Origin of the sequence: Herbaspirillum sp. AP02 (assembly GCF_015767275.1) — a bacterium.
Classification (GTDB): domain Bacteria; phylum Pseudomonadota; class Gammaproteobacteria; order Burkholderiales; family Burkholderiaceae_D; genus Herbaspirillum.
The window spans coordinates 378,317-400,204 of record NZ_JADWMY010000002.1 but is presented as its reverse complement, the minus strand read 5'-3'; the positions used below and the strand labels follow the sequence as shown (position 1 = coordinate 400,204).

Annotated in this window: 25 protein-coding genes; 2 read left to right on the top strand and 23 right to left on the bottom strand. The window is 60.5% G+C overall.

Features of this window, described 5'->3' with window-relative positions; all coding sequences use genetic code 11:
* Positions 1-13 precede the first annotated feature (13 nt).
* Positions 14-250, top strand: a complete 237-nt coding sequence (locus tag I5R65_RS07810; RefSeq protein WP_180666020.1) for a hypothetical protein — start codon at positions 14-16, stop codon at positions 248-250.
* A 30-nt stretch (positions 251-280) separates the two neighbouring features.
* Here I5R65_RS07810 and I5R65_RS24475 read toward each other — a convergent pair whose 3' ends face one another.
* The 3 genes from I5R65_RS24475 to I5R65_RS07795 form a co-directional block, all read right to left on the bottom strand.
* Positions 281-529 carry a DUF4224 domain-containing protein gene (locus I5R65_RS24475; RefSeq protein WP_180666018.1) on the bottom strand — a complete coding sequence of 83 codons (249 nt, stop codon included), beginning with the start codon at positions 527-529 and terminating at the stop codon, positions 281-283.
* Positions 519-1,679: a hypothetical protein gene (locus tag I5R65_RS07800; protein WP_180666016.1), complete on the bottom strand. Its 1,161-nt coding sequence runs from the start codon at positions 1,677-1,679 to the stop codon at positions 519-521. Before I5R65_RS07800 ends, I5R65_RS24475 begins: the two co-directional genes overlap by 11 nt.
* A gap of 111 nt (positions 1,680-1,790) precedes the next feature.
* Positions 1,791-3,086: a hypothetical protein gene (locus I5R65_RS07795; protein ID WP_180666014.1), complete on the bottom strand. Its 1,296-nt coding sequence runs from the start codon at positions 3,084-3,086 to the stop codon at positions 1,791-1,793.
* A gap of 79 nt (positions 3,087-3,165) precedes the next feature.
* Between I5R65_RS07795 and I5R65_RS07790 the strand changes: the two genes are divergently transcribed.
* On the top strand, positions 3,166-3,738 hold the full coding sequence (locus I5R65_RS07790; protein ID WP_180666012.1) for a hypothetical protein: 573 nt from the start codon (positions 3,166-3,168) through the stop codon (positions 3,736-3,738).
* Between the two features lies 1 nt (position 3,739).
* Here the strand turns inward: I5R65_RS07790 and I5R65_RS07785 are convergent, their stop codons facing one another.
* From I5R65_RS07785 to I5R65_RS07690, 20 genes are all read right to left on the bottom strand, one after another.
* Entirely contained in the window at positions 3,740-3,928 is a 189-nt protein-coding gene (locus tag I5R65_RS07785) for a hypothetical protein (RefSeq protein WP_231395102.1), read from the bottom strand.
* The gene (locus tag I5R65_RS07780) at positions 3,909-4,181 is read right to left on the bottom strand and encodes a hypothetical protein (protein WP_180666009.1); all 273 of its coding nucleotides are present in this window, start codon (positions 4,179-4,181) and stop codon (positions 3,909-3,911) included. The genes I5R65_RS07785 and I5R65_RS07780 overlap by 20 nt, the downstream gene beginning before the upstream one ends.
* The gene (locus tag I5R65_RS07775) at positions 4,178-4,579 is read right to left on the bottom strand and encodes a DUF5675 family protein (protein ID WP_180666007.1); all 402 of its coding nucleotides are present in this window, start codon (positions 4,577-4,579) and stop codon (positions 4,178-4,180) included. Before I5R65_RS07775 ends, I5R65_RS07780 begins: the two co-directional genes overlap by 4 nt.
* Complete coding sequence (locus tag I5R65_RS07770; protein ID WP_180666005.1) at positions 4,557-4,808, bottom strand: hypothetical protein; 252 nt, start codon at positions 4,806-4,808, stop codon at positions 4,557-4,559. Before I5R65_RS07770 ends, I5R65_RS07775 begins: the two co-directional genes overlap by 23 nt.
* A complete protein-coding gene (locus I5R65_RS07765; RefSeq protein ID WP_180666003.1) occupies positions 4,805-5,125 on the bottom strand; it encodes a hypothetical protein in 321 nt (106 codons plus the stop codon). Before I5R65_RS07765 ends, I5R65_RS07770 begins: the two co-directional genes overlap by 4 nt.
* Positions 5,122-5,346 carry a hypothetical protein gene (locus tag I5R65_RS07760; RefSeq protein ID WP_180666001.1) on the bottom strand — a complete coding sequence of 75 codons (225 nt, stop codon included), beginning with the start codon at positions 5,344-5,346 and terminating at the stop codon, positions 5,122-5,124. Before I5R65_RS07760 ends, I5R65_RS07765 begins: the two co-directional genes overlap by 4 nt.
* A 10-nt stretch (positions 5,347-5,356) precedes the next feature.
* A complete protein-coding gene (locus I5R65_RS07755) occupies positions 5,357-6,883 on the bottom strand; it encodes a hypothetical protein (RefSeq protein WP_180665999.1) in 1,527 nt (508 codons plus the stop codon).
* A gap of 35 nt (positions 6,884-6,918) precedes the next feature.
* On the bottom strand, positions 6,919-8,562 hold the full coding sequence (gene terL, locus I5R65_RS07750; protein WP_180665997.1) for a phage terminase large subunit: 1,644 nt from the start codon (positions 8,560-8,562) through the stop codon (positions 6,919-6,921).
* Positions 8,552-8,926, bottom strand: a complete 375-nt coding sequence (locus tag I5R65_RS07745; RefSeq protein ID WP_180665995.1) for a hypothetical protein — start codon at positions 8,924-8,926, stop codon at positions 8,552-8,554. The genes terL and I5R65_RS07745 overlap by 11 nt, the downstream gene beginning before the upstream one ends.
* A complete protein-coding gene (locus tag I5R65_RS07740) occupies positions 8,926-11,421 on the bottom strand; it encodes a hypothetical protein (protein ID WP_180665993.1) in 2,496 nt (831 codons plus the stop codon). The genes I5R65_RS07745 and I5R65_RS07740 overlap by 1 nt, the downstream gene beginning before the upstream one ends.
* 12 nt (positions 11,422-11,433) lie before the next feature.
* Entirely contained in the window at positions 11,434-13,746 is a 2,313-nt protein-coding gene (locus tag I5R65_RS07735; RefSeq protein WP_180665991.1) for a transglycosylase SLT domain-containing protein, read from the bottom strand.
* Positions 13,743-15,737: a hypothetical protein gene (locus tag I5R65_RS07730; RefSeq protein WP_180665989.1), complete on the bottom strand. Its 1,995-nt coding sequence runs from the start codon at positions 15,735-15,737 to the stop codon at positions 13,743-13,745. Before I5R65_RS07730 ends, I5R65_RS07735 begins: the two co-directional genes overlap by 4 nt.
* Before the next feature lie 11 nt (positions 15,738-15,748).
* Positions 15,749-16,285 (bottom strand): hypothetical protein, encoded by a 537-nt coding sequence (locus I5R65_RS07725; RefSeq protein ID WP_180665987.1) that lies wholly within the window; start codon positions 16,283-16,285, stop codon positions 15,749-15,751.
* Between the two features lie 3 nt (positions 16,286-16,288).
* Entirely contained in the window at positions 16,289-16,753 is a 465-nt protein-coding gene (locus I5R65_RS07720) for a hypothetical protein (RefSeq protein ID WP_180665985.1), read from the bottom strand.
* Positions 16,750-17,208, bottom strand: a complete 459-nt coding sequence (locus tag I5R65_RS07715; RefSeq protein WP_180665983.1) for a GNAT family N-acetyltransferase — start codon at positions 17,206-17,208, stop codon at positions 16,750-16,752. The genes I5R65_RS07720 and I5R65_RS07715 overlap by 4 nt, the downstream gene beginning before the upstream one ends.
* Positions 17,198-17,653 (bottom strand): GNAT family N-acetyltransferase, encoded by a 456-nt coding sequence (locus I5R65_RS07710; protein WP_180665981.1) that lies wholly within the window; start codon positions 17,651-17,653, stop codon positions 17,198-17,200. Before I5R65_RS07710 ends, I5R65_RS07715 begins: the two co-directional genes overlap by 11 nt.
* Complete coding sequence (locus I5R65_RS07705; protein ID WP_180665979.1) at positions 17,650-19,824, bottom strand: hypothetical protein; 2,175 nt, start codon at positions 19,822-19,824, stop codon at positions 17,650-17,652. Before I5R65_RS07705 ends, I5R65_RS07710 begins: the two co-directional genes overlap by 4 nt.
* A 12-nt stretch (positions 19,825-19,836) precedes the next feature.
* Positions 19,837-20,403: a hypothetical protein gene (locus tag I5R65_RS07700; RefSeq protein WP_180665976.1), complete on the bottom strand. Its 567-nt coding sequence runs from the start codon at positions 20,401-20,403 to the stop codon at positions 19,837-19,839.
* Positions 20,404-20,485: 82 nt separating this feature from the next.
* A complete protein-coding gene (locus tag I5R65_RS07695) occupies positions 20,486-20,944 on the bottom strand; it encodes a hypothetical protein (protein ID WP_180665974.1) in 459 nt (152 codons plus the stop codon).
* Between the two features lie 44 nt (positions 20,945-20,988).
* Positions 20,989-21,855, bottom strand: a complete 867-nt coding sequence (locus I5R65_RS07690) for a phage capsid protein (RefSeq protein WP_180665972.1) — start codon at positions 21,853-21,855, stop codon at positions 20,989-20,991.
* Positions 21,856-21,888 lie beyond the last annotated feature (33 nt).

The following is a 21,888-nucleotide window of genomic DNA, read 5'->3' as shown; positions in this document are numbered from 1 at the left end:
CGGAGAGATTGTGATGACGAAAGTAAAGGTCTATCAGTTCGAATGCTACGACATTATGTCTGACCAGTTCATCCGATCCAAACGCTGGGCGACAACTGCAGCGATTGCCAGGATTCCAGGCGCTACCCAGATCCTAGAGTCTGGAATTGAAGTGGATGAACGCGTCATCGAAAGCGACATTGAGGGCATGACACAGATCGGTTTCAATCCGGGCACAGCAAGTGGGTTTCAGCGCGAGATAGAGGACTGACGCCCTTACAGACAAGGGGTGTGAAGGAAGTCAAAGAGGCTGTTCAAATCGGCATAGAGCTGCAAAATCAGGCTCTGTCCTCGATGGCACCTCACCGAGGTCTGCCTCTCCAGACATCCGCGCATCGTGATAGCGCCTCCACACCTGCGGAAAGCCGCGGATGTTCTCCACATAGGGCCATCCGTTTTTCGTGAGCCAGCGTTTCATGCAGGCAAGACTGTTCGGCCGGCAGCCGATGAGCGACGCCAATTCCGCCGCGCTCAGATATTCACTGATCATTTTCTTCAGCCCGGTGCTTTGTAATTGGATCGATTGCGTCTGCTACCGCCGACGCCCAGGTTGCCCATCGCTCTGAGAGGTCTTTTTCTTCCTGCGTCCCATCCTTATCGGCCCGCAACCGAGCATCAATAAAGGTTCTGATTTCCTGGGCCTTCTTCCATTCGGCCACCTCTTGCAGAAGGTGTGTCCGCCGCGCCTCCTCGGCCTTTTCCCAGCGGGCCACCTCTTCTTGAAGCCGCTCCTGCTTATGGCGCTGAATCGTGGCGTCCAATTCAGCCTTCTCTTCTTGCAGTCTTTCGATTCGATAAACTTCTCTGTGCCTATACAGAAGTTCAGCGATGATCAGGAAGCCAGCGACGATTTCCCTCATCTGCTCTTCCAGCGGCTTGGAAGGCAAGTCGCGCCATTCTCTCGTGAGGCCATGCCCCGGTTTGTGACAAATCACCAGCTCAAGATCCCCGGAGCGCTCATACTCCGCCATGCGCCGTGCAGTTTCATCTTCCGGCGCACCCACATTTCGCAGCTCGAAGTGCAGCCCGGTATCCCAAATGCAAATTCTCCAATTGAAGGCGTGATCTGTCGTTTTGGCTGAATTTCCACCACAAGACGCCAAGGCATGAAGCAACGTATTGAGGATCAAAAGCCGGCGCTTGCCCTGCTTGGTCGATGAAATGATGGGATGGAAGTGCACATCAAGCGATGTCCCGGTCAGCTTCGGCTTCCTTCTTTCATCTCTCGCAAGCAGCTTGGAAATCTCCCTGTGGGTGCGAGAGAGAGTTTTCCTGATAGGTGCGGCTGCTGCTAGCGCATGTGCGCGAGACTCAATGACTGGCCGGTCGTCGGGAAAGACAGGCATGACCAACGGTGGCCCCTCAAGAAACATCCGGCGCAGCGCACCGGACACCATTCGGGATTCCTCAATGAGCACGATATGATCTGCCTGGCCGAGCTGCCGTTCCGGCAATTGCACTCTCTTGGGCTTCCCGCCACCACTCACATGGGTCCAATATCCGCGATCTGGACGGGGAATATTGGCAGTTTCACAAGCAGCCCTGAGCTGCTCTGGCGACATGCTAAGACGTGCCGCAACGTCCTTCGCTGGCTCCGACCAAATAAGGTCGTACAGATCGGATCGTGTAATGCGAGTCATGAACGTGTGATCCCCTTGGGCAGATCTAATCTACTAGAAAGCCATTGCGCAGTATGGCTCCGAATTCTCACACAGAGATATCACCCACAACTACCCATACTCGAGTGGCTTTTAGCCCGCAGCTTGCTTTTTAAGAAATTTCGCTACCATTGCATCCCATTGACTAAAATCTGTGGCGTCGGGTTTTTCGAGATCCATTTCAATTTTTTGCTTCAGCAAATTGAAATTCATGCTCATCATCGGTGTACTGACAAAAGTAATGCACTCTCTAAGGGGGAGTGTCCCAACTTCCCTTTGCGACGATAGCTCCAAAAGTTCAATGAGAGCTTGCCAGAGATTAATTACAGTTTCGCGAGCAGGATGCTTTCCAGAATGGACCAAATCATTGCGGGCCTTTCTAGCTCCATTGAGATAAACAAAGGCGGTCTCACTGAATATGGATTTTTGCCACAACATTTCCTGTTTTATCGATGTGCTCCACGTCCGATTATCCTCGGTCATCGATTTCTGACGAGATTTCCTAAGCTGCTGCGGATGGAACCCATCTTTTGATACGCAAAATTTTTCCCACATATATGAAGTGATCTGTTCAACGGAAATCCAGAAACTACCAAGAGCCTCGCTGAAATTTCCAAAAATCATCGACGTATAGCCGTGCAATAGGAAATGCGGAGAGAAAGTGGGGATCGCGGAAATCACATGTGCGCCTAATTGATAGGCGCCCAACAGATCTTTGACGCTAATAAATCGACAATTCTGCAGCCATTGCATCTGCACCAGAAGATCGAGCTGATAATGGCGAAGAAGGACGTTTGGTACGGGATTAAAAACATGCAAATTATCTGTGTTCTCGGCCAATTGTCCGCCAACCAAATCTTTTCGATCAACAAGCACAGTATGTTGACCTCCTATCAAAATCGCACAGAGGACTCTGTTGAAGTAGTCAATTATCTTCGGCGACTGCGTAGCGAAATTGTTTCGCTGAATAGCTATAGCGCCATCGTGAGTGACGATCGCATTAAACTCAAATCCAGGCAAAGTAGGCAGCACACATACAACCTTTGCTAAGTCTTCCTTACTCATCCCTTTTTCAATAAGAGAAGAAATTGAAAAGTGTGGTAACTGCATCTCTGAGGGGACGACCAATGTGTAAGGCGCCCCCAGGAAAACTGCCCACGCCGGGTCATAAGACGGAATCGAGAATTTAGGCGCGCGGTAGCCTTCAGGCACATCTGCCTCCAAGGCCCAATTTCCTTGATACCAGACATATGGTCCCTCAGGACGAGGGATGATATCTCTTGTAAGAGTCTTCGGAATATTTCGATTTGTTTTGCAGAGTTCAAAAGGGTCCACTTGATCGTCAAATGAATGAATCGCGCCTGTTACAGTATCTTGATAATCTCTCATGAGACCTCCAATTCTGCCTTTCATACAATGAGCAACATCGTGCTAATATTTCCCAACAGGAAGCAACAAAAGGCATGCAATGGTAACTTATCGCATCACACTATCTAACGTGCAGCTCGTACCGAAAAGAGAAATTGCTGCATCTATCGACGTTGATATTTCACAACTTGAGGATCTCGGCGGCAACCTACTTACATTCGATGTGCACGCTCAGGAGGATGCAGAGGAAGAGGACGTTAGAGCGCTGATAGTCCCGTCTCTGCCAATAGGGGTAACACTACATGGGGTTCAACGAATCAGCTTCGTTTCTAAGCAAAATGTGAGCAAAAATATTCACCAGATTCGTCACTCAGCAGTAACAAACCAGGTCTCGAAAGCAGATTTAGACGCGGCGCTCGCAGCTTGGAGCTCAGCCAAGCAAACAGCGGCCGCGGAGTTTGATGCTTGGGGCGAAGTGCTTAGAAGTCATCAAGCGCTCATCGATTCCATGCAAAAAGAAGGCTGGACATACTCCCAAGCTAAGAGAGATGTGGATATGATTTCAGAAGACCATAAGGAACGCATGGCCAGAGCTTGGCAGGCCATGGAAGAGAGATGTAAAGAAGCCGCTGCAATAGCAGCTCAGCTAGAAATTCAAAAGAATAAGAGGTAATTTATTTCTTGGTGGTTGATGGCTGCCAGCCACACAGCCGCTGCCCGGTCATGTTATGCGCCAGGATCTGGTCGACCGTGCCCTGGCTCAGCTTGTCGGCCTTGTCGATGAAGATGGGACGGGTCCAGTTGCAGCCATTATCCACGATGGCCGGGCCGCCAGCCACCGGATTAGTTACGCGTCCAGTCATCTCGCAGCCGCTGCTCACGATCAGCAGCAGGCATAGCAGCAATCTCGTTTTCCACATTTCCGCGTTCTCCTGTGGCCTGAGCAGCCTTCTGGGCGGCTGCAGTGTTTCGTTCGGCAACTTCTTGCTTCGTTTCCGCAACTTCTTGCGCAGCCTCGGCTTTGGTGGCCTTGGCTTGCTGGCGCATGAACAGGCCGGCGACGATACCGACCAGGCCGGCCAGCCATGGCCCGATCTTCAGCAGCAGCGCAATCATTGGGCCTCCCGGATCTCGATCGTGACCGGCTCAGTGGTCAGGCGCAGTTTGGTGAACAGGCGGTCAAAGGCCACCTTGCTCTGCCCCAGCCAGTCCGGTGCCGGCGCATCGCCCACCAGGATGCAGCCGTCTGTGTCCTCGGCCTTGTTGCCTGGATGGATGCGGATACCTTCGAAGCCCGGCACGTTGAGCAGCAGCGGCAGCACGCGCTTGAACCGCGGCGACTGCGTGAGCAGCACCTGATAGGTGCCGGCCGGGATAGCCGTCTGGCCGTAGACCTTTACGCCACGGGCGCGCACGCTGTCTTCCAGCGTGTAGCACTCGAAAACGCCATCGATGAAGAGCTTGCCCGCCGTGCTCTTCTTGGTGCTGGGCTCACGCTGCAGGAGGAGTTTCATTGTCCTGTCCTTTCTCAGCCGGCTCCGGCTGCTTGAGGTAGGCGGCGCCGCAGATGCACACCAGGATGAGGCCTGCCACCGCCTGGGCCACCCAAATGGGCAAGGTGCTGCCCAGGCCGGCCGAGGTGAGTGCGGCCCAGCCGGCCATGACAGCGGCGCCGATCTTGGCCAGGCGCACGCTCCACCGGCGATGGATGAGACCCTTGTCGTCTACCAATTGGATTTTCATTTCGTCCACTTTCCTAATGGCGGTGGCTTGGCGCCAACGGCCTTCTCCAGGTTCTCGATGCGGATGTCCTGCCGCGCATCGTTAAGCTTCACCTCTGCGATAGCGGTGATCTGAGCGGCCTTGAATGCTTCGTCCCGCTGGTCCCGGGCTCCCATCTGGGCCTTCATTTCGCGCTGGGTCTCCAGCAGCGTATTGATGGTGCTGGTCTGCTGGGCCGCCATCCAGACAAGGGTGACAAGGCCGGCGACGATGGTGACGCCCAACGGTGCCAGCCAGGCCAGAGCCAGCTTCGTGTCGATGACTTTGGTATCGCTCATTCGCCGCCTTCCGCCGGCGCGACCCACTGGCCCCCGTCTGCATCGTGGCCGTCGAACTGCCAGTCGTCATAGGTCGGGCGGTCGGGGTTGGGCGACCAGGTGTATTCAGCAGAAGGACGACGAGGAACCGCCATATCCTTCCAGTGCATGTGATCCCCTTCGTAGTACATACCGCGCGGCGGAAACTCTTGCGCACCGAAAGCAATGTAGTAACCAAGCATAAATCCCCCCTTATTTCTGAATGCCCCAGCGGCGCTTGACGCGGATGCGATAACTCCAGCTGGCCTGCGTAAATCCGACAAAACCTGCGGTGGACTTGCTCTGGGTGCTCAAGCCGCCGGCCGTGCCAACTGCGAACCCGAGCGCGGTACGCGAGCGCCAAAAAGAGACTGGTGCCGCGTTGGCTTGGCCGAGATTGGTAACGATGTCACCGACCGAATGCCCGATGTCAGCGGTTTCGCAGCGCGCTTCCATCGTGATGTCAACGTCATCGCTTCTGACTGCATTTGTCCTCAACAAGATGGTAGAGCCAGCAGGAAGTGGTCCCGCGAACACCGGCACGTCTTCACCGTTGTAGGAGCGCACGCGAATGCTGGTGACTGCGCTACCGCTGGTATCGACCTCGGCCACGATCAGGCGATTGACTTGGCTGGCTGTGGTGCCATTGCCCAGGTACATTTTCATGCCCACCGTGTCGAAGGTGTACTTGTTGTTGGTCACAGGAATGGCGCCGCCGGGCTGGTCGGCATCGGCCACAGTAACAAAGCCTGCAGTGCGCGCCACCGTGTCCACCCAGATGTAATTGGTGGAACCTGCCGTGAGATTTGCCACTGGGATATCGGCAGAAGCAAGCCAATTCAGGTTATTGGCCGAACCGTCCGCATTGTTGCCATTGGCCACCGAGAAGAGCGTGGCCGCCGTACCGCACTTGAGCGTAACGCCGGCCGCCAGCGTATTACCGATCTGGCTCTGTGGAATAAGATCGGGCTGGGCGGGCTGACCTGCTGCGGGCGTGGTCATCGGCCCATACTGCACGGCCTGGCGCACCTTGATCGTCGCGCGCGGCACAGCATCGGCCAAGGCATCGGCAACGAATTTGGTGTTGGCCCCTTTGGTGGATGAGTCGCCCAGCGAGACATTCGGTACCGCAGGGGATTGGTTGAAGGTCTTCGCGCCAATGATGGTCTCAGTACCGGCGATGTGCACGATGTTGGCGGGATCGACCGAAGCGGCGGCCGCTTCAGCGGCAGCAGCTGCTTCCTGTGCAGCAATGACATTCTGCGCATCGGTGGTGCTGGTGGTCAGGTTGCCAGCTGCGTCGAAGCCGATGAGCGTATTGGCGCGCTGTGCTGCTGATAGCTGCAGGGTCTGGTCACCGGCAGTATCGAACGGCAGCTTGATAGACGAGTTGATAGACTGTTCCATCTGCTGCAGGGCCAGCCAGGGCCGGTCGAAATCCTTGTTCACGATGTCAGCAGGGAAATCGCCGTTCTGCTGATAGTCCGTGCTGCGATCGAGCACGATATTCGAGCGCAAGAGAACCTTTTCCCCGCCGACCAAGGGCGAAACAAGGGCAACATCACCGCCCGCATTGTCGCCAATGCCCGAAATCGAATAATCAATGCCCAGTGTCTTGGACACTCCATCCACCGTTACCAGAAGATCGTCATCGCGCAGCACCTTGAATTGATAGGCGAACAGCGTGGCGCCGGGCGCTGCGGTGTAGGTGTTAAAGGGAGTTTGAATGCTGACAGTCACGGCGGCCTCATAGTCTGGCGCGCCGCTGCCGGCGCTCAGGAATCGAGCGTCACCTCATAGACGCCCGTAGATTGGCGCCAATCTTCACGCCTATCCGGGGTCGGTTTCCCGACTAATTTGTTGATGCGCACCGGGGCTTGCTCCACCGCACCCGCACCGCTGTCCAGGAAGTCGTCCGGCTGTTCTTTGACCTCGGGCTTCCAATCCTTCATCTGGTCCCACAGCGGGCCGTTGAGGACATCGATATGCGCCCACAGCACACCGGATTTAATTGGGCCTTCCAGTGCACCAAGAATTCGCTCGTTCTTGTTGGTGCCCTCTTGAATCTCGGTCACGCCCGCGGCAAGCCCGCGCTGCTTCAGAGCCCGCTGCAGCAGCTTTCCGGCAAAACTGCCGACGCCATTGGTTTCCACGTAGACATGCAGGATGTTGGCCTTGGCGATGATGTCGCAGGCCTGCAGTACCTGGCCTGATTCGATGACGGTGTTGCGGGAATCGTTGAACACAGCGAAGTCACCGGTCAATTCCTGGCAGACGTGCCAGTAGTGATTGCCCAGGCTGTCGTCGTAGACCACGGAAAATGCGGACGCATCGCTCTTCTTCTTACCCAGCGACGGGTCCCAGTAAGCCCGCCCACTGACAACGTGTGTCTTGCCCAGCATCATGCGCACCGCACGGTTCGCATACTCCAGACGCGGCTGCACGTCATAGGCCTTGATGGCTTCAGGATCAAGACGGCTTTCATTGATCGGCTTGGCTTCCAGCATATATTGGCTGTCCCAGTAGTTGATGGTCCGGGTCTTCTTCCGGCGGCGCTCCACGTCGTCCCGGGTGAAGCGTTCCGGCCAAGCGCAGTGCGCGTAGATATCCAGCAGCTTGCCGGGCGGCCTGGTGAAGACGATGTCCTGGCCGTCGATGGTGAAATCCTGATCCTGCACCAGCAAGCGCGCATGCTTATGGATGCCGACGAACACGTAGAGACCGTCGTCACCGGGCTTGAACGGGAAGCGGTAGCGCAGGCGTGAACCGGTATCCTCGTAGCGAATGGCCGACTCAAACAGGGGGATCTTCAGGGATGCCGCGCCGTTCTCGATCAGCTCGGGATAAATGGAACTGTGCGTGTGCGGCGTGCCGATGTAGGTTTCTTGCCCACCTGGCACCAGAATGAAGGTTGCCTCCTGGATCTTGTCGCGCAGGTTCTCGCGGGCCTCCGCCGTCTTGATGTTCTTCGGCACCTCCACATCGTCATAGTCGATGCTCTTGGCGCGGGCAGAGGTCACGTTCTGATTTACGCCGGTCGCGGTCATGCTAGCGTTTCGGGCGTCTTCCGAGTCTTTTACCCAGAACATTTGGGCTCCAGGCTTGGTCGGCAGCATGCCACCACACAATGGGTGCCGACGCAGTACATTGATGGTGTCGCGCGTGAGCTTCGTGGCCAGCTTGCCATCGGCCGCCCAGATCAGCGATACCCAGGTGCGGTCGCAATACAACTGCCATGCCTTGTACACCGCGAAGATGGACGACTTGGCCGCGCCACGGAAGACCTGCAGCACGCGCACAGGATCGTCCGTGAACTCCAGCCAGTGGCAAACCCGGACGTGTAGCGTCGGGACCTTCCATTTCATCACCTTGGCCCACAGCAAGAAGAAGGCTAGGAAGCTGATTGGCTTATTGTCCATGTACCTTCTTGCTGGATGTTTTTCTCGCGGTGCTCTGGATCTTCTCCAGCATCCTTTGCGCCTCCTTTTCAGCAGATGCTATCTCGCCTTCGAGACTAGCATCTTCCTTTCCATCGGGGTCGACAACATCATTTCCACCTGATGGCGGCTTGATCACTCCAAGCAGATTTGCAGTCTTCATCATCACGGTCAGGGTGGCTGCCGCATTCTTTTTGCACCAGTACCGATCCCCGCGCGTCTGCTGATCCATGGCCGCCACCTCCATGCCAGCGCCTGGCCACTTGTCGGGATCGGCCTCCTGAATGAAGGCATCCGTCAGTTTCTCGGTGAGCTCCTGCAGTCGCAGGTATTGGTCTTGCCGCATTATCGTCCTCCGATCATCGAAAAGTCAGGCGCACGGTCCGGCGCGCCGGTACCAGGCTTCCACCAGTAGTCTTGCCCCCAGTCCTTGTGCGCGCGCTGCTGCATGCGTGACAGGTAGCCTGGCGACAGATTCTCTTGCAGGGCATGCAGCCCAGCATGATCCAGCGCCGCCTTGGCGTACCACAGGTTCACATATGGAATGTGTGACCGCGCCAGGGTCAGGGCCTCGGCGCCAGCGTGCGTCTCCTTGCCGGCGGCGGCCTTGTCGATGTTGCCCTTGATGACCTTAAGGCTCAGGTCGGCAGCCGCGCCGATGGTGGGACCGGCCAGGCCGCTGATGGTCTTGGAGGCGTACTGACCAGCCTCCTCGGTGGAATCGGCCAGCAGGATATCGCCCATGATCGAGAGGACGCCGCCCTGCGCAATGGCCTTGACCCAAAACTTGGCGGTGGTCATGTCAGCAGGATCTTTCCCCGAGACGATCTGCTTGGTCTGGTAAGCAATAGCGCCCAACACGCCGAGCGATGCAAACAGCGCGCCGGCATAGGCCACGCGGTTTGCGGCAATGGGAGCGCCTTCCAGGCCCTGTGGCGTCTCCATCATGCGCCGCCAGTGGCGCGAGACCATGGCGATGGGGAAGGACTTGAACTGCATGACCGACCTGGCCAGCTCGCCGCGCATCGTCCCGCGCTGTTCCCCGCTGCCACTGGACAGCGTGCGCGTGGCCAGGTCCGGATTCAGCACCGCATATTCCGACTCGTCGGTGATCATGCCCAGCACCTTGGCCACCACGCGGTCAGCCTCGGACGACCCGCTGGCGCGGATGGATTCGGGCGTCAGGAACTCGGCGCCGCGGTACTGGGTAAGCTGGGCCTGCTGGATCACCGCCCAGTCAGCATCCGTGATGCCCTTGCTGGTCATGCGCCAGCGGTCATACTCGGACAGCTTGGCCCAGTCAGTTTTGCTCAGCTTGGCCAGGCCGTTCATCATGGTCATGGAGAACGCACGGCGCAGCGTGTCGGTCCAGGCGTTCATCAGCGACAACTTCATGGTGCTGTTGGCGATGCGGCCGGACCAGTTGTTCTTGATGTTGTCGCCGCTCCATCGATTCAGGTCAGACACCATCGTCTCGGCGATGATGCCGTGCATGGTCAGGAAGTCCCGAGTGTCGCTGCTGGCCTGCGCGGCCAGGTTCTTGAGCGAATCCCAGTAGGAAAGCTTGTTGAAGCCGGTGGTGATGAAGTGGGTTCCCAGGTCGGTGACGCTGGTCAGCACTGCGCCCTGCAGCTTGCCGAAGGTCTGGATGTTGCGCAGATCCTGGCCGATCTGGGCGATGTTGCCGTTGTCGGCCATACCGGTCTTTCCGCTGACCACATCCCAGTAGGACTGCGGCCGCAAGCCGAATGCACGCTTGGTACCGTTGTCTGCCATCTCGGCAAGATCGAACTGCAGGCGCATCTGCTGCTCGGGGTTGGGGCCGTAGCGCTCCACCAGGCCGATATCGCGGGACATGCCGCCCACGTGGCCCAGCATGGCGTCATACATGCTGCCGCCCCCGTACTGGCTCAGATAGGTGAGATAAGCGTCAGCGTCGCGGAAATGGATCTGGCGGCTTTCTGCTCCAGAGTTCGCGCGCGCGCCGCGCCCGACGCCCTGCCCCGGCTTGATCTTGTTGATGCCGCCGCTGGCCAGGGTTTCCCATGCCTTCCACAGCAGCGCGGACACCTCAACGTCATTCATCAGGGCGCCGTTTTCCAGGACATACTGCCGGCGGTCCAGCAGGGGCAGCGTCTTCTGCACCCAGTCAGCCTGCGCGCCCGGATCTCCCTTGCCGCGCACGCGGGCCTGATCGTGCGGCTGCGGCAGGTAGCCGTAATCCAGCCGGCCGACGTCGCCGCCGGCGCCGTTGAAGCGCTGGCGCATGCCCTCGATGGTGTCCAGCCAGGCCTTGGCGCCCTGCTGCGCCAGCTTGTTGCCGGTGACACCGGTGGCGTTGTTGAAGATCTCGCGCGCCAGGTCTCGGCTCATGGTCGGGTTCTCGGCGTCGAACAGGTACATCAAGCCTTGCCGGCCCACGCCGGCACCCTGCTTGCTGGTGGCGGCTTCCATCAGGTCGACCAGGCGGGACATGCTTTCCCGCTTGATGCCCTCGATGTACAGGCTGGTCTGGTCAAGTTCGTGCACCAGCGCCCGGTTGCGGCCGCTGGCATAGTTGGCCATCAGATCGCCAATGCGGGTTTCCATGCCGGCGGTGCGCAAGACCTGTAGTTGCGCGCGTTGCACCTTCAGTGCGGCGGCACCCATGATGTCCTGCATGCCAGCCGTGGCCGCCTCCAGCACGCGCTGGTCATTGGACTTTGCGGCCCAGCCGGATGGATCCTGACGCGCCAGCCGGCGCATGTTGGAGCTCATGGCGTCGTCAATCTTCTGGATCTCGCTATCGGTCAGAGTGCGGCCGGCGGCCTGCTGCACTGCCTGTCTGCATTTCGGGTGCATGGTTTCCTCTCGTTAAGAATTGCGCAGGAAGCATTCGGCGGCCACCTGCAACAGGCCGGCGTCCTTGATCTCGGCGGCGGCCTCTGCTTTCACCTGGGCCAGCGCCTCGGCCAGCGGCAGCGGTGCGTCCATGCCTTCTAGTTGGACCATCATGTCGGGTGACAGGCGGGCGATTTCGGCAGTCTGGCCATCGAGCACGGCGGCAACGGCATCAGCCTGGCCGCCCGATATTCCAGTTTTTCCGGTGGATGTTCCACCTGGAGCCGCTTCTGTTGCAGTTTTCGGGGCTAGTGGTGCAGCTTCTGGGGCTTTTGTTGCGGCAGATGCACCAGGCTCGGCGGTGCCAGACTTGGCACTTTTCGGGGCTGGCTCAGCCAGCGCCTGCTGCACAGCCAGCGCGCCGCGCTTCGGGGTAGGCGCATCAATGGCGGCGCGCTGCTGGCGCACCTGGGCAATCTGCTGGTCGATCTGGGCAATCTGCTCATTGGCACGGCTGGCCTCGGCATTGCGGTCGATCTGCTGCTGCAGGGAGTCGATGCGCTGATTGATTTCGGCGGCCCGGCCATTGAGTTCCTTGGTGGCCGTGGCCAGAGCCTGCTTGTAGCTGCCGCCCTCGGCCTGTATCTCCTTGGCACGGACGCGCAGCGCTGCGTCGTCGACGGCTGGAATGGTTTGGCGCAGCGCGGTGATTTCATCGCGCATCGAGCGGATAGAGCCTGGCTCGGACACATTGCCGGCATCTTCCAGAAGGCTGGCGCGCACGGTCTCCATGCGGCTGCCGAAATCGTCCAGCAGGCGGGCCTGCGCCAGGTTGTCCAGGTTCAGGGTGTCGCTCACCGCTACCCGCTCGCCAGCGCCCAACTGGTCGGCCGCACGGCTGAAGGCGGCCAGGTGCTGCTCGGCACCGGCGATATCGGCGGGATCCTTCAGGTTCCAGGAATTGACGGTGTCCCGGATCAGGCTCACGCGTGCGGCGGCCACGGCCTCGGGGTCTGCTGCGGCGGCGCGGCCGGCCTCGGTGCCCTGGCGCTCGGCAATGAACTTGTCCGTGCGCTCCAGATAGGCTCTGGTCTCGGCGGCCGGCGGCGCCTTCGCGGCCTGCACGGCCTTGCCCGCCAAGGTGCCGCCGTTATAGTGCGCCAGCACGGCCCGCCAGTCGCCACCGTACTGCTTGCCCAGGTCGGCCAGATACGCGGCGCCGGCATCGATCGAGGCCACCGGGTCGCGCACGTTGCCCTTACCGTACTGCTGCCAGGTGGCATCCATGAACTGCATGATGCCCTTGGCGCCCACCGGCGAGGTGGCAGCGCTGCTACTGGAACGCTCGCCGGCATTCTTCGCCGCAAGCAGCACCTCGGGCGGTACGCCTGCGCGCTGGGCAGCGGTCACGGCATAGGCATCGAGCCGCGCATCGTCATAGCGCAGCGCCTGGCGCTCGTTCATGCCCATCTGCACCAGCTCACGGGAAGCGGCTGCATCCATCGGCGCGGCCACCGGGCGGGCATTGCGCATGCCGCGCGAGGCATAGGCACCGAAGCCTGCAGGGATCAGGGTGGCGACGGCCAGCCCTACCGGGTCGAACGGGTCATACTGCTCCGCGATCTTGTCATATCCAGCGTTCTGCAGGATTGCGCGCGTGGCGGCCTGCTGGGCAATGAAGCCACCGGGACCGCCAGCGGCAACCAGGCCCACGGTCTGGCCTACGGTCTTGCCGGCCACGGGGAGTGCCGTTGCCAGCGCAGCAGCACCGCCCGCCACTGCGCCGGCTTTGGTGCGGGTCTGGAAGTCCACACCCTCCGCTTTCAGCTTCTCGGCTTCCACGAAGGCCTCATCCGTGCCTGTGAGGACTGCGCCAGGGATCGGCGTTCCCAGGACCGAATAGGCGATTGCCTTTACACCAAAGCGGCCCAAGCCGAAAAGGATGTTCTCGGCCACGTTGCTGGTGGTGGAATCCGGCATCATCGTGCGCGCGGTAGCCCGCAGTCCGGTACCGGTCTGACTGGTGAAGGCGGCGCCTGACTGGACATCCTCGCGGGCCTTCTGCCCCTCCGCGCCCGCCACACGCTGCTGCATATCGCTGTCGAACAGCATAGCCGGATCGGCCTGTACGCCATATCCAGCCTGAACCGAACCGAAGGCCCCCAGAAGATCGGAGCCAAACGCGGCCGATTCCGTGGCACCGGTGGCAATGCCCTTGGGTAGTGCCTTGGTGGTATTCCACAGGCTCAGGCCAAAGGACGGGCGCGCCGGCGGCTCTGCTACTGGGCGCGCGACTCGGTCATCCAGAACCTTGTCGGTACCGTCTTGGAACATGTTCTCGATCATGGGGCGATCCTGATGGTGATGCGCTGGCCCTGGCTGTTCGTCACCAGCGTGCCGCCGGCCTTGACGTTGTATCGACCCTGGCCAGCGCTGATAAGAGCAGCATTCGGCAGCTGCTTGATGAAGTCGGCAATCTCGATAGGTTGGCGGCCGGCATAGACCTTGTCAGTGGTCTGGGCCGCAATGTCTGCTGGCGTGATGGCCTTGAGGCGCTTTTCGAAATCGCCCTCTTCCATGCCACGCGGCAGGGGCACCTTCACGCCGTTGCGCTCCACGATGCTGCCTACGGTCAGGCGCAGGGCCCGTGCAGGGTCAGAGCTGCCGCCGTCAGCGACCATGCCGGCATTGATCAGGTACGCAGAATCGATCACCTGCTGGCGCACCTCCTGATTGGAGAAGGCATCCCCAACCAGATTGGCGATGCTGCCGCGCCAGCCGGTTTCCTTGGCGGGATCGATCATGATGGCCTTGTCACGGATGGCACGCTCACCGCGCAAGAGGAGTTCGCTGCTGTATCGGCCCTGCGTGGTGCGGTCGCCCGCCAGCATCATGGCCAGGCCCAGCGTGTTGTCCTTGTCGTGCATCTGCTTGGCCAGGGCGGCCAGGCGGTCGCTGTCGGGAACAATCGTACCGATGGTAGCCAGTGCGCTGGATTGCTGGTCCGGGGGCAGCATACGGACCACGCGCGCGATCTGGCTGGCTTCCTCCGGCTGAAGCGGCGAGACCTTGCGGCCGGCAGCAATCTCGACCTGGCCGATCTGGCTCATACGTTGGGCCAGCACCTGCTGCGCGTCCTGGATGCTGTTCATCTGGATGGTCGGCGCATCCTTGATCACGCCGCGTTCCTGGGCGGCCTGCCAGGCATTATCTGCATAGGCCTTTTCGCTGGCGGTCAAAATGCTCTTGAACTGCTCCGTGACTTTCTGGTCTTGTGGCGTGACGCCGATCGAGGGATCGGACCCTGCCGCGTTCATCCGCTCCACGGTCGCGCGCATCTGGGGGAGTGGCAGCGAGGCGAACCCGGCCACCTTGCTCTGCGACTTCACCAGCTCCTGCGCCTGCTTGGCCATCTTGGTGCCGGCGGTGGTCTCTGCCAGGTCATTGATGGCCTCGGTGGAGAGATACCGGCCCTTGCTCACCAGGTCGAATACCGAGTTGTAGGCATCCACCGCCTTGTTCTCGCGCGCATCCTGCTCGCGCTGCGCACGGTCGGCATCCCGCTGGGTGGCCGCATCGATGCCATTGAGGTAGCCGTAGGCCTTGGTAATCAAGCTGGTGCGCTTGTGAGGGTCGATCACCTCGCCGTCCGGACCTTGGATCTTGTCCAGTGCAGCCTGCACCATGGCCTTATCGCCGGTCTGAGCGGCTCCCTCCAGCGTAGCGTTGGCAAAATTAAAGGAGGCATTCTCCTTGAATCCCTGCTTGGCCTTGGCAATCTGGATATCGTTCCATCCTGCTTTCGTGCCCACGGTGTCGACCAGGCTGTCGTACTGATTGATGGCGCCGGGCAGGTCGCGCATGGCCTGGCGCTGCAAGGACTCGCCCGTATCCAAGATCTGCGCGCCGATGTCCGATTCAGTCTTCTTGATGGCCACGCCCTGCAGATTACGGGTGAGGCTACCCACGGCGGTGGTGATGTGGGAATCGATCGTCTCCTGCTGGAAGGGATTCAGGCCATCGGTACGCACCTTGCGTGCGTCGGCGGCACGCGCATTGAAGGCGTCCAGCGCGTTCTCCGGCTTGATGACGCCGCCGGCCACGTCACGTGCAACGGAGTCATGGATATCGTGCAGATCGTTGTTCAGGTTGGCCAGCGAGGAAACAGCCTGCATGCGCTGCTTCTGCTCATCGACTTGCTGGAAGGTAACCGCCAGTTGCTGGCCCGCCTGCGCTACATTGGCCAGACCCTGATTAGCCGCCTGCTGTGGGACAACCTGGGCGGCCTGCTGCGGCTGCGCGATAGAGTTGCCGAAATTGCCGAGTTGGATTTGCATGCTGGCCCCTATCAGTACACACTCAGTGCGCCGGTCGGCACCTTGACACCGCTACCTAGCGCAGACCCGGAAGCCGTGGGAGAAGTGGATGACCACCCCTTCCCGATCCGTGCCGCGCTGCTCAGCACAGTGGCCCCGGCGGTGAGATACCCTCCCGTCAGCGCATCACCTGCGGCGCTACTGTAGGACGCGGCGGTATCGTTGAGCGAGTTGGAGCGGCGGCTACCGGTGAGCAATGCAGTCTGCGCATCGTTCTCGGCATTCAGGTCGATGGTGTCATTGATCGTGACCGCAGTGCCCTCGCTCACGGCCACACCCGACCCGGCGAGCTGGGCACGTGCAGCGGACTGCTGCTGGGCAGCCGCCTTGCGGATCTTCTCGGCCTGGGCCACGGCAGCGTCCTTTTCATACGCCGCCTGGTTGGACTGCTGCTGTGCCTGCGCCTGCAGCTGGCGAGACTGGCTCTGCCCGGACTGAATGGCGGAGTATGCGCCGACTGCCGCAGTAGCGGCCAGGGCAACAGTGGTTGCGGAAATTCCTCCGGACATAGGTCACTCTCCTGTGATGATGGTGGTGGTGAATTCGGGCTCGCGGTGCGACATCAACATGTCGGTGTCGTCGGTGAATTCGGCCTCGGCCTCTTCGACCGTTTTGGCCTGTGTGGGAAAGCACATCACCACAGTGGTGTCGGCGTGCGCGATGAATGCCTGCTTGCGGCCAGCGCTGGCCGGCATGACCGCCGTGCCACGGATACGGACCACATCGCCGGGGCCTCGGAAGACCTCCACATCGCCGCTGATGGTGAGCATGGTGGCGATCTTGATAAGCGCGCCGGTCAGTACCACTCCAGCCGGAATAGTGATCATGCGGGTGTAGAGGCCGGCATGTAGGATGTGCACGGTGCGAATTGGGACCTGTGGGAGCGCGAGGGTATGCCGCTCAATCTCAGTCACGGCAGCGATGGCCTGCGGCGACATGGCAGGAATGCCGTCCTGGCGAGCGCGGATGTCGTTCATGCCAGCCCCTTGAAGAAGACGTGCGAGGCATCGTGATAGCCCATGCCGGGCAGCACCTGCGCCAACTGGCCGCCGTTCGGCGCGCTGACCATGATGCCGACTGCGCCAGCGTCACGCGCCAGGCATTCCGCCGCGCGCAACAGCCGCAGACCTGCGCCAGTACTGCGGTGAGCGGTGGCCACAAAGAAGGATTCGCTGACCGCGACGCGGCGGCCGAAGTGCGGCAGTACAGGGGTCAGCACCAGCATGAAGCCCACCAGCTGGCCGTCTTCCAAGCGTGCGGACAGAGCATGCAGCACGCCGGCCGTCTCCATGGCCAGGTAGGTATCGAACTGCGGATTGACCGGCCCGATACCGTCATTGCCGGATTCCGCACCGTATTCGGCCAGCAAGGCAGGCAGCTCAGGTGCTGCAACGATGTCAGCGATGGCACAGCGCTTGATCTCAATTCCCAAAATAGGCCTCCAGTCCCACCGCGCAGCGGGTGAAGCCGAAGCCCTCATACAGCTGCGCAACACGTTCATCATCAACACCGGTAGAGGCGCCGGCATATGCCCAGGACGCGCCCCGCAGGCGCGCCCACTCCTTGAAGCTATTCACCAGGCGCGCGGCGGCCAAGCTGCCGCGATGTTCGGGGAGCATGTAGAAGCTGACTTCTTCGGCCACCAGGTCGGTGGCGCACCAGGCACGCTGCACCACGGCGGCAATGGCCCCGATGGCCTGGCCGTCACGCTCAGCGATCAGCACTAGCCCCTGCGGCGACTCAATCAGCCCGATGAGCATGGTTTCGATCTGGTGCTCGGAATATTTCAGCCGGCGCCAGCGCGGGCTTTCCGCATGCATCGCACGGCCCATAGCCAGCAGCACACCCATGTCTCCGATGGTGGCGGGCCTGATCATGGATTCACCGTGAATTTGCGGATGATGGACAGGACATGGAACGGCAGCGGCTCGGACTGCTCCAGCACGATGGGCGAATCACCGTTGTGCCAGTCCGTGATGCCCACGTAATCCAGGCCGGAATAGACTTGCAGCTCCTGATCCAGCAGCTCCGATCCGAAGGCGCGCTGCGTCAGCTTCTGTCCGTTGATCATGCCGCCGATGCTTTCGTGCAGCAGCACGCTCACCTTGCTGGTGTTCATCTTGTTGGCCTGGGCAGTGCCAGCGCCAGTCTGGATCTCGGGGCGCAGCGGGATGATGCGGGCGGTGTACGGCAGGCCAATCTGGACCGTCTTGGCGCTACGCGGCAGAGTGATCTTGCCGCCGGCCACCGTGAAGGCACCGGCGAAGGTACCATCAGCGCGCACATGCACCTGCTTGCCCTCCAGGTGGGCCAGGCCGGTCCATTCGGTCTTCCCGGTGGCATCCGTGTCAGTGATTGCGCTATCGGTCAGCAGCGAGTCATCGAAGCGCTCGATGTAGCGATAGTCCACGCCGCCGATGGTGCGCTTGACGCTCACCCATACCTCATCGATGCCCCCGTTGGGGATGCAGGCGACCGATTCGTAGACGCCATCCGTGGACTGCGGAGACCAGGCCGTGACGCCCTCTTCCCGGTCGATGGTCAATACGGCCAGCTTCCCATCAGCGCGCACGCACCATAGGCGGCCGTCAGGCTCCTGCTGGTATGCCATGTCCACGATGCCGGGGCTGGTGATGTGCTCGGCCAGCGTGGTGACGTTGGGCGAAGGGAAGCTGTCTGAGGTGTACGAGTAGGACATCGCCCTGACCTTCTTGCCGGTGCGTGTCACGTAGAACAGTTCCTCGCCCACCTGCAGCGGCTTGACCGAGTTGCAGCCGTAGCGCGTGCGCGGCTTCAGCTGGGGGTTGGTGGGCGTCAGCGGCTTCTCCACGCCACCGGTGGCCGTATATTCGCCGCCATAAGTCAGCATGATGAGCACACTGACCGACGACATGCGGGTAATCGGGTTGATCTTGCCGGTCGATGGCAGCGTGAACGCATAGGCATCATCATCATCGGTGCCCATGGTGAAATCGAAGAATGCGCCGGTCTTGCTGCCCCACAGCGTCTGCGGGTAACCGGTAGAGCCGGCCACATTGAGCCGCTGTTCGTAGAACTCGCCGGTGCGCGGATAGCCGTCGAATTCATTCCAGGCAGGCCCCAACAGCTTCCATGCACCGGCAGGCGCCGCCACTGCGGAATCCAGCTCCTTGATGATCTTGCAAACGATGGCCTGGGCGGAGCTCACGCTGTCGACATGCAGCAGTCCGCCATTGATTTCGATGAACTTGCCGACATCAATTGCGCGGAAGGCATCCGTGGTGCAGGTCACATTGATACCGATGCCCACCGGGCTCTTGTCGCCTGGCGTAATCGAGACCTGCGGCGAGTCGTCCAGCACCCACTGATTGGCCGCGATGACCGTGCTGCTGAACTCGGAAGTGATTTGCATGGTGACCTGCGTGCCAGAATTCACCGCCGTGATCAGGCCGGAGCCACCCTCGAAGGTGATGCGTCGGCCAACGTCAGCCGCAATAAAGGACGCAATCGTGCTGGTGGCCGTGCGGCCGGTGCCCACGGTGGCCGCGCTCAGGGTCAGCGTGCCGTTGTAGCGGTGGCCGACCTCATCGAATGGCAGCGTGGTGAACGGCGCCGCGCCAATCGACCAGGCACCACCAGACAGCCGGCGCAGCGTCTGCGGGTACACCGACTGATGAAACAGCAGCATCGTGTCGGCGCCCTGCGTGAAGTCCATTTCACGCAGCATGTCTTCGCTGTAGGGGGTGACCAGCTCATAAGGCACACCACCGTTCATCACCTGGCCGCCGCCCTGGTTGTAGATCCGCAGATACAGGTGCCCGAACTCCAGAATGTAAGCCTGCGTGGTGCTGAAGACGAACGGCACCAGGCGCACGAAGCGGCCCAGTGTCTTGGCCGTGGCCTGGTAGCTGCTGGCATACCGGCGATATGCGCCGCCGTGGATGGTGACAAAGCAGTTTTCCAGAGAGGCAGCGCCATTCAGGTACCGGGCGATATCGACGCGGCCATAGCAGCGAGGGGTAATCTCGCCGGATGTGAAATTGGTCTGATTGAGGTCTACGCGGGGCATTTCGACTCCCTATCAGCTGAAACGGGATTCAACGAAAGAGCCCTCTTCGAATTCCTCGGGCGGATCGTCCTGGCCGTCCACCGCCTTGGCGATCTTCAGCTTCTGCTGCAGCTCTGCATTCATGCTGTCGCGCAGCGTGGTCGACGCCGTCACTGCATAGCAGACGCGTGCGGCCATGGCGAACTCCATCAGCTCAATCAGGTTTGTGCTCCAGGTCGCCGGCTGATCGTTGCGGAAGATGTAGACCAGCGGCAGCGCGGCCGCATCAGCCAGCAGTGCGCGGCCTTCCGACCGGAACGGGATCGAATTGCCCTTCCTGCCCACCTGCACGGTACGCAGCCAGTCACCAGGTAGCGCGAACTGGGCGGAGAAGTCGAAGGCCGGGGTATCCACCATGGGCGACAGCAGCACACGCTTGGTCGCACATTTCCATGGATGCGCCCGCAAGATGGAATCGCGCACCGTGGGGAAGAGGTTGCTGCACAGGGTCACGTGGTCCCGGTTCTCGGAGAAGTCGGCAAACGGCTTGGCGCCGAGGCTCAGGAGTGCGTTAGAGCAGATCGAAACAGCAGTAGCCATAGATCACCATGAAAAAAACCGGGAGCACATGCCCCCGGTTTGTGGAACCCGCACGGGGCGGGCAATGCGCACGACAAGGAAATCAGTCGTTGACGTACTCGATTTCGAACTTCAGCGCCTGGTTGGCGGCCAGCACTGCGCCGGTGACGGTGGCATAGACATCCACCTCTTCCGTGGTGACATACTCGGCACCGCTGGCGATCAGGGCACCAGTATTGGCGTCCTTCTGTCCAGCGGCATTGGTATTCACCGAGGCGGCGAGACCATCCGCGTCGATGACGGTGCCGCTGGCGGTCGAGCGAATGCCGATATCGAGGGTCGAGCTGGCAGTACCAGCAGCGCAGCCCACCTTGCTATTCAAGGTGAAGCGACTGCCCGCCGGGACGCGACCGATGAAAATGGTGTCGTTGATGGCCAGTTGGGCATAGGCCGCCGGCATCTTCGACGCCAGGATGCGCTTGCGGCCGAACGACTCATGCGGCAGCAGCTTGGGGGTGCGGTTCACGATCTTCGCGCCCTGGGTGGTGTTGACTTCAGCCATGGAAGGCTCCTTTCAGATGATCAATGAGGTTGGGCCAGGGCCGATTAGACGAAGTCGAGGGCAACCACGCCGTATTCCCAGACGCGCACGGCGCCTACGGAACCGGCTGCCGACAGCTGCAGCGTGTCCTTCTTGTCGCCACGGCGTTGGGCACGGCCTTCGAAGAAGCCGGTACCGAAGTGGATCGAGGACTTGGCCCAGGCCATGGTGCGCAGCACGCCGGACGTGTTCTGCACCCTTTCATAGGGCACCCAGCTGAAGCCCATCCACTTGCCGGACACATCGCCCGACTGCAGCATCTTCACGGCCATGAAGTCGGCCGAGGTCAGAGTGGTATCCGACAGGATGTCTTCCAGCATGTCGGAGGTGTACGCGATGTACAGCTCTTCGGGGACGTCGGCCTGTTCGTCGGCTTCGTTGGCACGGAAAAGCTTCTTTGCGGTGATCAGCTTGGCCTTGGTGAAACCGGTACCGCCGTTCAGGATGATCTGGCTGGAAGGCAGCGGGACCAGAGTACCGTCCTTGGTCTGGGCATTGCCGATACCAGCAGCGAAGATGATGCTGTCCTTGCGACGGTTCCAGGCTGCATTGAGCGAGTCCATGTAGGAACCGCTCGGGTTGGCCAGCACCTTGGGTTCGTCGGCGCGGTCCACCGGCAGGGCCTGGTAGAAGTCGCGCATCAGGGCCACGCGGGTGGTGTGGTTGGCGTCGGACCAGACGGTATCGCCATGGCGGGTGGTGTTCTCCGGGGTGTCGGCAATGGCATCCAGTCGGTTCGCAGTGAACGACTCGCCGGTGATGTTGCCGCGATCGGTGACGCGGGGTTCGAAGCGGGCGCGCTTCTGTTGGGCCTGCATGCGGATCGAGGTGTCGAACTGCTGCACGAAGGCCTGGGTAATCGACTGGGGCATGTGAATCTCCAAAAAGGTGACTGGGAATTCGCC